Here is a 13,349-nt window from a genome sequence, read left to right on the forward strand (position 1 = left end):
TAGGTGTAATACTACCCGATCTGGTCTAACGCAGCGCGTGATAAATGCGCTCGGCCAGCTGGCGCGAAATGCCATCCACGCTGGCCAGTTCGTCGATGCTGGCGTCGACCACGCCGGTGAAGCCGCCAAAGCGCGCCAGCAGATTGCGGCGGCGGTGCTGGCCCACCCCCTCGATGTCTTCCAGACGCGAGACATTGCGCGCCTTGGCGCGGCGCGCGCGCATGCCGGTGATGGCAAAGCGGTGGGCCTCGTCGCGCACTTCGGCCACCAGCATCAAGGCGGCGGACTCGACCCCCAGCGCCACCGAAGGCCGGCCATCCACGAAGACCAGGGTTTCCAGGCCCACCTTGCGGTGGTCGCCCTTCTTGACCCCGACGATGCGGCTGACATCCAGGCCAAGTTCTTCAAACACCTGGCGGGCCACGCCCACCTGGCCTTCGCCGCCGTCGATCAGCACGATATCGGGCATGGCCGCCTCGCCGTCGGCCACGCGGGTGTAGCGCCGGGTCAGCGCCTGGCGCATGGCGGCGTAGTCGTCGCCGGGCTGAATGCCGGCGATGTTGAAGCGCCGGTACAGCGCATGCTGCATGGCATGGTTCCGGTACACCACACAGGACGCCTGGGTGGCTTCGCCCGCCGTGTGGCTGATATCGAAGCATTCGATGTGCAAAGCGGCCAAGGCGTCGTCGTCCGTGTCCAAGTCCAGTTCCACCGCCAGCGCGCGGGTGCGGGCCTCGCGGGCGCTGGATTCGGTCAGGCGCTGGGCCAGGGCCAGGCGCGCATTGCGCTGGGCCTGCTCCAGCCAGGCGCGGCGCGCGCCCTGGGGACGCGTCAGGACGCGGATTTTATGGCCATGCTGCTGGGCCAGCATGGTGACCAGATCGGGGTCGGGCACCGCGTGGCTGCACACCAGCACGGGCGGCGCGGGGTTGTCCGCATAGTGCTGCGCCAGGAATGCGGCCAGCACGTCTTCGGCGGATTCGTCCTGGATCTGGGTGGGAAACAGCGGCTTGTCGCCCAAGTGGCGGCCTGCGCGCACCATGGCCAGATTGACGCACACCCGTCCGCCCGAGGACTCGATTGCAATCACGTCGACGCTGTCGTCGCCCACTTGCTCCATGGTCTGCTGCTGCAGCACCTTGGCCAGGGCCCGCATCTGGTCGCGCAGCACGGCGGCCTGCTCAAAGTCCTGCGCATCGGCGGCGGCCATCATGCGTTTTTCGATGTCCGCCATGACCTCCGTGGTGCGCCCTTCCAGGAAACGGATGGCGCGATCCACGTCCGCCCGGTAGGCTTCCAGGGAAATCTTGCCCACACAGGGGGCGGAACAACGACCGATCTGATACAGCAGACAGGGGCGCGTGCGATGGGCGTACACACTGTCTTCACAGGTGCGCAGCTTGAAGACTTTTTGCAGGATGTTGATGGTTTCGCGCACCGCCCACGAATTGGGATAGGGTCCGAAAAAATGCCCCTTGCCCTGGGTGCTGCCCCGGTAATACACGATGCGCGGGGCCTCGTGATCGGTGATGTGCAAGTAAGGGTAGGATTTGTCGTCCCGGAACAGGATGTTGTAGCGCGGCTTCAGGCGCTTGATCAGGTTGTTTTCCAGGATCAGGGCTTCGGCTTCGGTGCGCGTGATGGTGACTTCGGTGCGCGCCACGCGGGCCAGCATATGCGCGATGCGCGGGCCATGGCCGGTTTTCTGGAAATACGAGCTGACCCGGCGTTTGAGATCGCGCGCCTTGCCCACGTACAGCACGGCGCCCTCGGCATCCAGGTGCCGGTACACCCCGGGCAGGTGCGGCAGATCAGCCAGGAAGGTTTTCAGATCGAAGGCGTCGGGCACGCAAATACCTGGGGTCGGACAACAGGCCCGCCCAGGCCGGGGCGGGCAGGCGGGGCATCAGGCGGCGGATGCGACGCACCGCCTGGGGGTCGATGGCGCGGCCCGCCAGGCCGGCCAGCAATTCATCGGCCAGGTCGGGGCGGTTGCACACCAGCACCATGTCGCAGCCGGCGGCGAGGGCCGCCCGGGCGCGGGCCCGTATGTCGCCCGCCACGCTGGCCCCTTCCATGGTCAGGTCGTCGGAGAACACCACCCCGTCGTAGGCCAGTTGTTCGCGCAGCACGCCGGTGACCCAGCGGCGCGAAAAACCCGCCGGCGCCGGATCGACCTGGGGATAGATGACGTGGGCGGGCATCACGGCGGGCACCACCAGATCGCCCAGCCAGCCATAGGGCGCGGCATCCGCGGCCAGAATCTCGTCCAGCGAACGGTCGTCCACCGGGATGGCGTGGTGGGAATCCGCCGCCACCGCCCCATGCCCGGGGAAATGCTTGGCGCAGGCTGCCATGCCCGCCTGCGCCAGGCCCTGCACCAGGGCGCGCGCCAGCAGCGCCACCACGGCCGGATCGGCGTGAAAAGCGCGATTGCCGATCACCTGACTGACGCCGTAGTCCAGATCCAGCACCGGGGTGAAGCTGAAATCCACCCCGCAGGCGCGCAGTTCGGATGCCAGCACAAAGCCGGTTTCCGTCGCCCCATGCAAGGCGGCCTGGGGGTCGCGGTCGTACCAGTGTCCCAGGTCGCGCATGGCGGGCAAGGGGGTGAAGCCATCGGTGCGAAAGCGTTGCACACGCCCGCCTTCATGATCCACCGCGATCAGCAGGGGTTCGTCGCGCGCCGCATGGATGGCGGCGCACAACGCGGCCAACTGGCCGCGATCGGCGAAATTGCGGGCAAACAGGATCACGCCGCCCACCTGGGGGTGGCGCAGGCGCCGGCGTTCAGGCTCGGTCAGTTCCAGGCCATCGACGTCCACCATGACGGGGCCGGGCGGTAGAAAATCTGGCATATCGGCTTTACTGGGAAGAAAGGGATTCGACCACGACGAAGGCGGCCACCACATCGGATTCGTCCGTCATGGAGACATGGGCGGCCCCGAAACGCGCATCGTACCAGTCCTTCAGGGGGCCGGACAGGTGGATTTCCGGGGCGCCGCCGCGACGGTTGAGGATTTGCACACGCGACCAGGTCATGGGCATATGGATGCCCAGGCCGATGGCCTTGGAGAAAGCCTCTTTGGCGGCGAAGCGGGTGGCCAGGTACAAAACCCCGCGGCGCGGATCGCGGGCGGCGCGGCGGGCATGGACGGTTTGCTCGTCGGCCCCCAGGATGCGCTGGGCGAAGCGGTCGCCGTGGCGATCCACGATGCGCGCGATGCGATCCACCCGCAATAGGTCGGTGCCGATGCCGGCAATACTGGACACGACGGTTCTCCTGTGCGCCCCATCGCCTGCCCGCCCGTTGGGGCGGCCGGCAAGTTGGGATTCAAAGCTTGATGAAGTGTTCCCGATAATGCTTGAGCTCGTTGATGGACTCTTGGATGTCCGCCAGGGCCTCGTGTTTGCTGGCCTTGGTGAAGCTGCGGTAGACCTCGGGTTTCCAGCGCAGGGACAATTCCTTCAGGGTGCTGACGTCCAGGTTGCGGTAATGGAAATAGGCTTCGAGGCGCGGCATGTACTTGACCATGAAGCGGCGATCCTGGCCGATGGTATTGCCGCACATGGGCGACTTGCCCGCCGGCACCAGCGGCGCAAGAAAGTCCAGCAGAATGTCTTCGACCCCGGATTCATCCAGGGTGGAAGCCCGCACGCGGTCGATCAGGCCGCTTTTGCCATGGGTGGACTGGTTCCATTTGTCCATGCCGTCCAGGACGGCATCGGGCTGATGCACCACCAGGACGGGCGCCTGGGCGACCTCGGTCAGGTCGGGCTCAGTCACTATCAGGGCGATCTCCAGGATGCGCTCTTTTTCGGGGTCCAGGCCGGACATTTCCATGTCCAGCCAGATCAGACGCTGATCGTTCGCGGCCATCACCTATAATCCTTCACTGTAAAACCTTGATTTTCGCACATTGGCCACCCCGACATGCTGACCCCCCTTTTCATCGCCTGCCTGCTCGGTGACCTTGGCATCCGCTTCTGGCTGGCGCGCCGCCAGATTCGCCACGTACAAGCCCACCGCGACACGGTGCCCGCGGCCTTCGCCGACCACATTGCCCTGCGCAGCCACCAGCGCGCCGCGGACTACACGGTCGCCCGCTGCCAGCTGTCCCTGGTCGAACGCATCATCGAAGCCGCCATCCTGCTGGCCCTGACGCTGATGGGCGGGCTGCAGCAGCTGGATCTGGCCCTGGGCCGCCTGATCGACACCGAACTCTGGCGCCAGCTGGCCCTGGTGGGCTGTGTGCTGGCCCTGCTGGGGTCCGTGGGCATGGCCTTTACCGCCTGGCGCACGTTCCGGCTGGAGGCCCGCTTCGGCTTCAATCGCATGACGCCCCGCCTGTTCATCAGCGACGCCCTGAAAATGCTGGCCGTCACCCTGGTGCTGGGCACCCCGCTGCTGGCCGCCATCCTGTGGCTGATGGATTCGGCCGGGCCGGCCTGGGCCTGGTGGGCCTGGGGCGTCTGGGTGGGTTTCAACCTGCTGACGCTCTGGCTGTACCCCAGCTTCATCGCCCCCCTGTTCAACCGCTTCACCCCGCTGGACGACCCCGACCTCAGCCAGCGCATCCACCGGCTGGCCCAGCGCTGCCGCTTCAGCCTGGAAGGCCTGTTCGTCATGGACGGCTCGCGCCGGTCGGCCCACGGCAACGCGTACTTCACCGGCTTTGGGCGCCACCGCCGCATCGTCTTCTTCGACACCCTGCTGGCGCGGCTGGGCCCGGACGAGGTCGAGGCCGTCCTGGCCCACGAACTGGGCCATTTCGCCCATCGCCACATCCTGCGGCGCATCGTCATCAGCTTCGTCACGGCCGGCCTGTTCCTGCAACTGCTGGCCTGGATATCGGGCCAGCTGTGGTTCTATACCGACCTGGGCGTCATCCCCCAGCTGGGGCGGCCCAACGATGGCCTGGCGCTGGTGCTGTTCATGCTGACCCTGCCCGTCTTTACTTTCTGGGCGGCCCCCATCGCCAGCCTGCTGTCGCGCCGCGACGAATTCCAGGCCGACCGCTATGCCGTGCGGCAATGCGGGGCCGAGCCCCTGGTCAGCGCCCTGGTGAAACTGTACGACGACAATGCCGCCACCCTGACCCCGGATCCGCTCCATTCAGCCTGGTACGACAGCCATCCGCCCGCCGTGGTGCGCATCGCCCACCTGCGCCAGCATGCCTGACATCAAGACCTTGTCCGGGCGCGTGGTTGCCGCCCATGGCCGGCACTATCGGGTGGCGCTCGACGCCACGGGGCAAACCCGCCATTGCTATACCCGGGGCAAGAAAACCGGCCTGGCCGTGGGAGACCGCGTCCTGGTGCTGCCCGAAGGCCAGCAAGAAGGCGTCATCACCCAGACCCTGCCGCGCCGCAACCTGTTTTATCGTTCCGATGCCCAGCGCAGCAAGCTGTTTGCCGCCAACATCGACCAGTTGCTGCTGATCCTGGCCGCCGAACCCGTGTTTTCCGACGACTTGCTGGGGCGCGCCCTGGTGGCCGCCGGCAGCGCGGGCATTGATGCCCGCATCGTGCTGAACAAAGCCGACCTGCCCGGCACGGCGGCGGCACGGCAACGCCTGGCCATCCCCGAAGCCCTGGGTGTGCCGGTGCTGGCCCTCAGCGCGCTGGATGCCGCGCAGGTTCAGCGCCAGCTGGCCCCCTTGCTGCGCAACCGCTGCACCTTGCTGCTGGGGCAAAGCGGGATGGGCAAGTCCACCCTGCTGAACGCGCTGGCGCCCGAGGCCCGGGCGGCCACGCAAAGCCATTCCGAAGCCCTGGGCGCCGGCCGCCACACCACCACGGATACCCGGCTGTATGTTTTGCCGGGCGGGGGCGACCTGATCGACTCCCCGGGCTTCCAGGCCTTCGGCCTGCAGCATCTCAGCCCGCACGACATCGAGCAGGGTTTCCCGGAATTCGCCCCGGCCATCGCCCAATGCCGCTTTTATAACTGCACGCACCGGCACGAGCCCGGCTGTGGCGTGCTGGCCGCCGTGGCCGATGGCCGCATCGCCGCCGAGCGGCACGCGCTGTACCAGCGCATCCTGGCCGAGAACGAAGCCGCCAGCCGTTATTAGCAATCAGACCGAACGGGTGTCCAGGCCCGCGGAAGCAGCCAGGAAATAGTAAAAATTGCGCAGCAGGATGGCGGTGGCGCCCCAGATGAAATACGACTGCCAGCTGACCGAAAAATAACAGCGCCCATGGCCCCAGGCGGTCTGCAGCTGGTGCAGGCGGTGCTGCGCCGGATCCATCAGGACATGCAGGGGCACCTCGAAGATTTCGGCCACCTCGGATTGATCCGCCGCCAATTGAAACCCGGGCAGCAGCTCGCCGATCACCGGGGTCATCAGAAATTGCGTGGTGGTCAGCAGACTGGGCTGCACCCCCATGACCTGCACGAATTGGCGCGCCACGCCGATTTCTTCCTGGGTTTCACGGATGGCGGTGTCGATGACCCCCGCATCGGTGGGTTCGATGCATCCCCCCGGAAAACTGATTTGTCCGGCGTGGTCGTGCAGATGGTCGGCCCGCCGGGTAAACAGCACCTGCAGGCCGGTGTCGCGCTGCACCAGGGGCATCAGCACGGCCGCCTGCCGCGCGGCGGCATACGCCGCCCCGCCGGGGACGAACGACTGGGCAAACAGGGGTTCGACCTGCCAGGACACGCGGCGCTGGAAGGCGTCGCGGATGTAGTCCAGCTGCAGGCATTGCGCCGGCAAGGCGGGCAAGGGCACCCCGGGCAAGAGGGGTTGTGCGGCGGGATCGAAATGCCCCGAGCGCTGAGAAGCCGGGGAAGAAAACTGGGATGCCATGACGTGCAAAAGCCTAACAGCGGAAAGAACCATTATCGGCAGGAAGCCCATCCCTGGCAAACCGACTTGCATCCGCAGGCGTGCGGCCCATGCTGGACGTACCACAAAAAAACAGGCCATGGCTTCCTGGGAAGCCATGGCCTGTTTTTTTGCCGGGCGGGCCAGGCCGAAGCCTGGACGCCGACGGGATCGCGGCTTAGTTCGCGGCGGTGCGTTTGGCGCCGGAGGACTTGGCGGCCTTGGAGACATCCGCGGCGGCCTTCAGGGTGGCGTCGGTCGCCGCCGCAATGTTGGACTCGGCGGCGCTGGCGGCCTGGCGGGCGGCCTTGGCGGCGGACTCGTAGGCGTTGTTGGCGGTGGCCAAGGAGGACTTCAGGATGGCCACGGCGCCTTCGGAGCCGGTGGGGGCGTTGCGCGCGATCTGTTCGACGACTTCGGCCACGCGATCCTGGTTTTGCGACAGTTGGGCTTCAGCCAGCTTGCTGAGTTCGCCTTGCATGCCGGCCAGGATTTCGTAGACGTCCTTGCCATAGGACACGGCCTGTTCCGGGCGCACCCAGGCGGCGGTCAGGGCCAGGAGTTCCTGGGCGTCCTTGAGTTCGGTGGCTTCCTGGGATTTCTGGGCGACGTCTTCCAGGGCGGCTTTGGTGGCCTTCAGGTTGAGATCGACCAGTTTTTCAAAGCTGTTGAAAATCGTGCCCTGGACGGCCAGGAAGTTGTCGACGACGGCTTTTTGCGAAGCCAGCAGGTTTTGGGGGGTTGCAGTCATGGTGACTCCTAGTCAGTGGATTGAAGGCTGCCTTGGAGGCATGATGCCCGGTGCCTTCCCGATGACAGCACAATTGCTGCATCGCACAAATGCTATTTTAATGTATTGAACCGCGATGTCAAGAATTATTTGCTGCGACGCAACAAATCAATGCTGCGCTTCGTAGCCGAGGGCTTCGGAGATGCTGGCCGTGGCGGTCAGCAGCAGGGGAATCCAGTCGTCCCGCATGCGCTCGGCGGGCGCCGACAGGGACAGGCCCGCCAGCAAGGTGCCGGTATCGTCATACACCCCGGCCGCGATGCAACGCACGCCGAGTTCCAGTTCTTCGTTGTCGCGCGAATAGCCGTGACGGCGCACCAGCGCCAGCTCGCGCTCCAGCTGATCCAGCTGCGTCAGGCTGTTGCGCGTGGTGCCGGCCAGCCCCGTGCGCATGGCGTAGCTGCGCACGGCGCGCGCGTCCCAGGTGGCCAGGAAAAGCTTGCCTGTAGAGGTCAGGTGCAAAGGCGCCCGCCCCCCGATGGCGCGCACCACCTGCATGCCGGAGCGCTCGCTCCAGGCGCGCTCGATGTAGACGATCTCGTCGCCCTGGGCCAGGGACAGGTTGACCGTCTGGCCCGTCTGGCGGTGCAGTTCGCGCATGGGCCCGATCGAGGCGGTGCGCACATCCAGCCGCCCCTTGACCAAGGAACCGAGTTCCAGCAACCGCATCCCCAGGCGGTACAAGCCGCTGTCCACCCGCTCGACATAGCGGCCCACGGCCAGGTCGGCCAGGATGCGGTGGGTGGTGGAGGCGTGCAGGCCGGTGGCGGCGGCCAGGTCTTTCAGGGCGATGGGATCGCGCTGCCCGGCCAGGGCATCCAGGATGCGCATGGCCCGATCCAGCACCTGAATGGTGACGGAACCGGACTCGGCCACCGCATCGCCGAGCGACGGCGGGGTGGAGGACAGCGTTGAGCGAGAGCTATGAAGACGGGCCATGGTTTGATTTTGTTGCGTTGCCACAATTCCATATTATGAAAAATCATTCCGTATGGCAAGCCTTTTATGCCGGAGGGTTCAGGCCGCCGCCCAGGGACAGCACCTGGTCGCGCAGCCAGGCCAGCGCCTGGGCGGCGGCCTGGGGTTCGCCCTTGACGCCAAGCTCGATGTGCGGATGGCCGCCCCGGTCACCCACATTGGGCAGGCTGAAGGCGCGAATGCCCGGCCAGCGCTGTTCCAGGGACTCCAGCGCGGGGGTGATGCGGGATTCGGGCAGGCCGAACACCAGAAAAGAATGCTCGATGCGGATTTCCTGGTGATGCCAGCGGGCATAGCGGGTGTCCAGGGTCCAGGCCATCATGGCGTGGGCCATCACCGGGAAGCCCGGCATGAAGCTGTGCCGTTGAATGAAAAACCCGGGAATCCGGTTATAGCTGTTGGGGATGATTTCCGCCCCCACCGGAAACACCCCCATCTGCAGCCGCTGCTGGTTCTCGGGGGTGGACATGTCCGCGCTGCCCTGGCCCTTGGCGGCGGTCTCGGCGCAGCGTTCGCTGATCAGGCGGGCGGCTTCGGGGTGCAGCGCCAGGCCCAGCCCCAGCGCCCGCGCCGCCGCCTGGCGGGTGCGGTCGTCCGGGGTGGCCCCGATGCCGCCGCAACAGAACACGATATCCGGCGTGGCGAAGCTGCGCTGCAGGCAGGCCACGATATCGTCCTCGTCATCGGAGATGAACTCGGCGGCATGCAGGCGCATGCCGCGCGCCTGAAGCAGGTCGATCAGCTTGGAAAAATGCTGATCCTGGCGCCGCCCGGAGAGAATTTCATCGCCGATGGCGATCAGGCGCACCCGGGGCACGACCGCCGCCGGATGGGCCGCCGATTCGGCGGCGGGCGCGGGGGACGCTGAAGCGGCTTCCGGGTGGGGGAAACGGGACGGCGAGGCGTGGTTGGGGGGCGTAGCGGTCATGAGGGCATTCCGGGCATGAAAGACTTGGACGGCCCCTGGCGCGGGCGCGGCGATACGGGCGACGGGGACGACACTAGACGTCCACCACAGTCTCGGCCCGCAGGCGCGCGATGGCCGACAGGCAGAAATGGGCATACACCAATGCCGAGAACACCGGCATCACCAGCCAGAACAGGGGAATCAGGTTGACCAGCGACAAGATACCGGCGATCAGCCACAACTGGCGGTCATGCCGGCGCCACAGCAGGCGGCGCTCGGCCGGGCTGGCATGCTCGATCATGGCATCCACCCGCAGCATGCGGTTCAAGGCGAACGCCCACCAGAGCACGGGCAGAATCAGGGGCATGGGGGGAATCAGCCACAAGGGCATGGTCACCGCCCAGCCCAGGCAAAACAGAATGCCCACCCAGACGGCGTTCCAGGCGCCCAGGGCCGTGGCATGCCGGCCCTGGCGGCCCAGCCCCTGGTAATCGCGGTGTTCGAGGTGCTTCAGCACCAGCGGCATGACAAACACCGCCGCGATGATCAGACCCAGAATGCCCGCCATGGGCAGCAGCAGCCCGATGGCCAGCAAGGGGATCAGCCAGAGCTTCAAGGAAAACAGCCCGGCGGCCACCAGCCAGCCGTCCACGGTGCTGAACACCCCCCAGGACGAGGCTTCCTGATCCAGCCAGCCGGTCAGGGGCGCCCAGAAAAACCACAACAGCAGCACCGCCCCCAGGGCGGCGATGACGAACGGCAAGAACAGGGCCGCCAGCATCCGAGGGTGCAGCTGGCTGCGCAGGGCGCGGCGAAACGCCTGCCCGACCAGGGCCAGCCCGTTGGAATGCCGGGAGTCCCGCACGGCGGGTACTGGATGCCTCATGAAACACACACCTGTCAGAATAGCGAGAAGTTTCATACTATATTGCGGCTATGGAACTATACAACCCCCACACCCAGCTGCCCGCCTTGCTGGCCCGCCTGCGGCAGGATCAGGGCCAGCGCGTGGTCTGCTATTGCGCGGCCTGGTGCCGCACTTGCGATGCCTACCGGCCCGCCCTGGAGGCCCTGGCCGCCCAGTGGCCCGAGTGGACGTTCATCTGGGTCGACGTCGAGGACAGCCCCCAATGGCTGGGCGACGAGGACATCGAGAATTTTCCCACCGTGCTGGTGCAGGATCGCCGCGGCACCCGGTTCTGGGGCGTGCAGCTGCCGTATGCCGAGCACCTGCGGCGCCTGCTGGAAGGCGCCGGGCAACTGCCCGTGACAACGGACGGGCCCGGCCTGGTGGACGCATTGGCAAGCGCCTGACAGACGCCCCGCAGTGCCCGGCCCCGGCGACGCGGGGGTCAGTCCAGTCAGGCTGTCGAAATAAGGATTATCGAGGCCCGGCCCGGGCGGCGCAGGGGTCAGGCCTGCTTGCGGCCGCCGCCCAGCAATACGCCCACGGCGCGCTTGGCCGAGGCCGCCGCGGGGCGCACCGAGGCGGGCGGCTGGCTTGCCGGGGCGGCGGGCACGTAGGGCTTGGAGAAGAAGTCATCCAGCGGCGGTTCGGGCGCGTGCCAGCCGCCCCCCGAACGGGGGCTGCCCACGGGACGGCGGCGCGAGGGCCGGGGAAGATCGAGCTCGCCGCGCGGGATCTTGGTCTTGATGAGCTTTTCGATATCCAGCAGGTAGCGTTCTTCTTCGGGCGTGAACAGGGCGATGGCTTCGCCCTGGGCGCCCGCCCGGCCCGTGCGGCCGATGCGGTGCACGTAGTCTTCGGCGCTGCGCGGCAGATCGTAGTTGATGACGCAGGGGATGCCGGCGACGTCCAGGCCCCGGGCCGCCACATCGGTGGCCACCAGGACTTCGAGCGTGCCGGCTTTGAAGGCATCCAGCGCCTTCATGCGCTCGATCTGGGATTTGTTGCCGTGGATGGATTCAGCCCGCACGCCGTCTTGTTCCAGCTGGCGCGCCAAGCGGCTGCAGCCGATCTTGGTGTTGGAAAACACGATCACCTGGCTGAGTTGGCGCGATTTGACCAGATGCACCACGGCGCGGCGCTTGGCATCGGTGTCCAGGCAATAGGCGATCTGGCTGACCGTATCGGCGGTGGCGTTGGGCCGGGCGACTTCGACCTCGACGGGCGTGCGCAGGAAGCTGCGGCCCAATTTGCGGATCTCGGGGCTGAAGGTGGCCGAAAACAGCAGGCCCTGGCGGCCCGGCGGCAACAGCCGCATGATGCGATCCAGGTCGGGCAGGAAGCCCATGTCCAGCATGCGGTCGGCCTCGTCCAGCACCAGGATGCCCACCTGGCCGAGATTGACGTTGCGCTGCTCGACGTGATCCAGCAGGCGGCCCGGCGTCGCAATGAGGATTTCGCACCCCTGGCGCAGCTGTTCTTTTTGCGGGCGGATATCGACCCCGCCGAACACCACCGCCGCCCGCAAGGGCACGAACTGGCTGTAGCGCTGGACGTTGTCGTGGATCTGGTCGGCCAGCTCGCGGGTGGGCGTCAGGATGAGCGCCCGAACCGGATGGCGGGCCGGCGAGGCGCTGGTATTGGCAAAAGGCATCAGCCGGTGCAGGATGGGCAGGGAAAACGCGGCGGTCTTGCCGGTGCCGGTCTGGGCCGCCCCCATGACGTCGCGTCCGGTCAGGGCGATGGGGATGGCCTTGGCCTGGATCGGCGTGGCGGACACATAGCCAGTGGCCTGGATGGCCTGCATGATGCCTGGATGCAAGCCGAATTGGCTGAACTGGACGGCGGGTTCGGTGGCGGGGTCGATGGGGGTGGATTGGGTCATTCGTAGCCAGGGCAACACAGGTGCCCGAATTGGCCCTGCGCGTGATGAAGCCACCATTTTACCGTGCATCGCCGCAAGACGGGCAATTGGTACAATATCGGCTTACTCAATACAGGAGAAGGCAATGTCCATGGCTGACCGCGATGGGGTGATCTGGTACGACGGCAAGCTCGTGCCGTGGCGCGACGCCACCACCCACGTCCTGACACATTCCCTGCATTACGGCTTGTCGGTCTTCGAGGGCGTGCGCGCCTACAAGACCGACCATGGCACCGCCATCTTCCGCCTGGAAGACCACACGCGCCGCCTATTCAATTCGGCGCATATCTACCAGATCAAAATCCCCTACACCCGCGAGGCCATCTCCGACGCCCAGATCGAGGTCGTGCGCCGCAACCAGTTGGATTCCTGCTACATCCGGCCCATCGTGTTCTACGGTTCCGAAAAAATGGGGGTCTCGCCCAAGGGCGCCCAGGTGCACGTCGCCATCGCCGCCTGGCCCTGGGGCGCCTACCTGGGCGAAGAAGCCCTCAAGCAGGGCATCCGCGTCAAGATTTCCTCTTATGCGCGCCAGCACGTCAACGTCACCATGCCGCGCGCCAAGATCGCCAGCACATATGCCAATTCCATCCTGGCCAACGCCGAAGCCCTGGATCACGGCTACGACGAAGCCATTCTGCTGGACACCAGCGGCTTCGTGGCCGAGGGCTCCGGCGAAAACCTGTTCATCGTGCGCGACGGCACGCTGATCGAGCCCGACATCGCCTGCGCCCTGACCGGCATCACCCGGGCGTCCGTCCACCAACTGGCCGCCGACCTCGGCATCCCGGTGGTGTCGCGCCGCCTGACGCGCGACGACCTGTACATCGCCGACGAAGCCTTCTTCACCGGCACGGCCGCCGAGGTCACCCCGATCCGCGAAATCGACGGCCGCCAGATCGGCGCGGGCGAACGCGGCCCGATCACGGCCCAGCTGCAAAAAGCCTTCTTCGACGCGGTGTCGGGTAAAACCCCAAAATATCATCACTGGCTTTCTAAGGTCTGACAGG

The 13,349-nt window shown here is 66.5% G+C and carries 14 protein-coding genes; 4 read left to right on the top strand and 10 right to left on the bottom strand.

Going from position 1 to position 13,349, the window contains the following annotated elements:
- Positions 1–25: 25 nt before the first annotated feature.
- The 4 genes from uvrC to orn form a co-directional block, all read right to left on the bottom strand.
- Positions 26–1,849, bottom strand: coding sequence for an excinuclease ABC subunit UvrC (gene uvrC / locus ACMHYJ_RS11860; protein ID WP_414246381.1), 1,824 nt, complete (start codon positions 1,847–1,849; stop codon positions 26–28).
- Complete coding sequence (gene nagZ / locus ACMHYJ_RS11865; RefSeq protein WP_414246382.1) at positions 1,812–2,858, bottom strand: beta-N-acetylhexosaminidase; 1,047 nt, start codon at positions 2,856–2,858, stop codon at positions 1,812–1,814. The genes uvrC and nagZ overlap by 38 nt, the downstream gene beginning before the upstream one ends.
- 7 nt (positions 2,859–2,865) lie before the next feature.
- Complete coding sequence (gene acpS, locus ACMHYJ_RS11870) at positions 2,866–3,273, bottom strand: holo-ACP synthase (RefSeq protein ID WP_414246383.1); 408 nt, start codon at positions 3,271–3,273, stop codon at positions 2,866–2,868.
- Between the two features lie 61 nt (positions 3,274–3,334).
- Complete coding sequence (orn, locus tag ACMHYJ_RS11875) at positions 3,335–3,880, bottom strand: oligoribonuclease (protein WP_414246384.1); 546 nt, start codon at positions 3,878–3,880, stop codon at positions 3,335–3,337.
- 54 nt (positions 3,881–3,934) lie between these two features.
- Here orn and ACMHYJ_RS11880 point away from each other — a divergent pair, with 54 nt between their 5' ends.
- Both ACMHYJ_RS11880 and rsgA read left to right on the top strand, forming a co-directional pair.
- Positions 3,935–5,182, top strand: coding sequence for a M48 family metallopeptidase (locus ACMHYJ_RS11880; protein WP_414246385.1), 1,248 nt, complete (start codon positions 3,935–3,937; stop codon positions 5,180–5,182).
- Positions 5,175–6,077, top strand: coding sequence for a ribosome small subunit-dependent GTPase A (gene rsgA, locus ACMHYJ_RS11885; RefSeq protein WP_414246386.1), 903 nt, complete (start codon positions 5,175–5,177; stop codon positions 6,075–6,077). The genes ACMHYJ_RS11880 and rsgA overlap by 8 nt, the downstream gene beginning before the upstream one ends.
- Positions 6,078–6,080: 3 nt before the next feature.
- On the opposite strand, the gene ACMHYJ_RS11890 is transcribed toward rsgA, so the two are convergent.
- The 5 genes from ACMHYJ_RS11890 to ACMHYJ_RS11910 all read right to left on the bottom strand — a co-directional run bounded on the left by ACMHYJ_RS11890 (position 6,081) and on the right by ACMHYJ_RS11910 (position 10,394).
- A complete protein-coding gene (locus tag ACMHYJ_RS11890) occupies positions 6,081–6,815 on the bottom strand; it encodes a CoA pyrophosphatase (RefSeq protein WP_414246387.1) in 735 nt (244 codons plus the stop codon).
- 196 nt (positions 6,816–7,011) lie between these two features.
- Entirely contained in the window at positions 7,012–7,584 is a 573-nt protein-coding gene (locus ACMHYJ_RS11895; protein ID WP_414246388.1) for a phasin family protein, read from the bottom strand.
- A gap of 147 nt (positions 7,585–7,731) precedes the next feature.
- Positions 7,732–8,454, bottom strand: a complete 723-nt coding sequence (locus ACMHYJ_RS11900) for an IclR family transcriptional regulator (protein WP_414246420.1) — start codon at positions 8,452–8,454, stop codon at positions 7,732–7,734.
- A 172-nt stretch (positions 8,455–8,626) separates the two neighbouring features.
- Positions 8,627–9,529, bottom strand: coding sequence for a competence/damage-inducible protein A (locus tag ACMHYJ_RS11905; protein WP_414246389.1), 903 nt, complete (start codon positions 9,527–9,529; stop codon positions 8,627–8,629).
- Positions 9,530–9,602: 73 nt separating this feature from the next.
- Positions 9,603–10,394 (bottom strand): EI24 domain-containing protein, encoded by a 792-nt coding sequence (locus ACMHYJ_RS11910; protein ID WP_414246390.1) that lies wholly within the window; start codon positions 10,392–10,394, stop codon positions 9,603–9,605.
- 50 nt (positions 10,395–10,444) lie between these two features.
- On the opposite strand from ACMHYJ_RS11910, the gene ACMHYJ_RS11915 reads away from it, so the two are divergent.
- Positions 10,445–10,822 (top strand): thioredoxin family protein, encoded by a 378-nt coding sequence (locus ACMHYJ_RS11915; RefSeq protein WP_414246391.1) that lies wholly within the window; start codon positions 10,445–10,447, stop codon positions 10,820–10,822.
- Positions 10,823–10,920: 98 nt separating this feature from the next.
- Here ACMHYJ_RS11915 and ACMHYJ_RS11920 read toward each other — a convergent pair whose 3' ends face one another.
- A complete protein-coding gene (locus ACMHYJ_RS11920; RefSeq protein WP_414246392.1) occupies positions 10,921–12,300 on the bottom strand; it encodes a DEAD/DEAH box helicase in 1,380 nt (459 codons plus the stop codon).
- Positions 12,301–12,424: 124 nt separating this feature from the next.
- Between ACMHYJ_RS11920 and ACMHYJ_RS11925 the strand changes: the two genes are divergently transcribed.
- A complete protein-coding gene (locus tag ACMHYJ_RS11925; protein WP_414246394.1) occupies positions 12,425–13,345 on the top strand; it encodes a branched-chain amino acid transaminase in 921 nt (306 codons plus the stop codon).
- Positions 13,346–13,349 lie beyond the last annotated feature (4 nt).

Origin of the sequence: Castellaniella hirudinis (genome assembly GCF_047468865.1) — a bacterium.
Taxonomy (GTDB): domain Bacteria; phylum Pseudomonadota; class Gammaproteobacteria; order Burkholderiales; family Burkholderiaceae_B; genus Castellaniella; species Castellaniella hirudinis_A.

Bases quoted from the DNA above. Each gene is read 5' to 3' on its own strand.
- nagZ (WP_414246382.1), bottom strand. From the start codon at position 2,858: ATGCCAGATTTTCTACCGCCCGGCCCCGTCATGGTGGACGTCGATGGC.
- orn (WP_414246384.1), bottom strand. From the start codon at position 3,880: ATGGCCGCGAACGATCAGCGTCTGATCTGGCTGGACATGGAAATGTCC.
- ACMHYJ_RS11880 (WP_414246385.1), top strand. From the start codon at position 3,935: ATGCTGACCCCCCTTTTCATCGCCTGCCTGCTCGGTGACCTTGGCATC.
- rsgA (WP_414246386.1), top strand. From the start codon at position 5,175: ATGCCTGACATCAAGACCTTGTCCGGGCGCGTGGTTGCCGCCCATGGC.
- ACMHYJ_RS11890 (WP_414246387.1), bottom strand. From the start codon at position 6,815: ATGGCATCCCAGTTTTCTTCCCCGGCTTCTCAGCGCTCGGGGCATTTC.
- ACMHYJ_RS11895 (WP_414246388.1), bottom strand. From the start codon at position 7,584: ATGACTGCAACCCCCCAAAACCTGCTGGCTTCGCAAAAAGCCGTCGTC.
- ACMHYJ_RS11900 (WP_414246420.1), bottom strand. From the start codon at position 8,454: ATGCGCATCCTGGATGCCCTGGCCGGGCAGCGCGATCCCATCGCCCTG.
- ACMHYJ_RS11905 (WP_414246389.1), bottom strand. From the start codon at position 9,529: ATGACCGCTACGCCCCCCAACCACGCCTCGCCGTCCCGTTTCCCCCAC.
- ACMHYJ_RS11910 (WP_414246390.1), bottom strand. From the start codon at position 10,394: ATGAGGCATCCAGTACCCGCCGTGCGGGACTCCCGGCATTCCAACGGG.
- ACMHYJ_RS11915 (WP_414246391.1), top strand. From the start codon at position 10,445: ATGGAACTATACAACCCCCACACCCAGCTGCCCGCCTTGCTGGCCCGC.
- ACMHYJ_RS11920 (WP_414246392.1), bottom strand. From the start codon at position 12,300: ATGACCCAATCCACCCCCATCGACCCCGCCACCGAACCCGCCGTCCAG.
- ACMHYJ_RS11925 (WP_414246394.1), top strand. From the start codon at position 12,425: ATGTCCATGGCTGACCGCGATGGGGTGATCTGGTACGACGGCAAGCTC.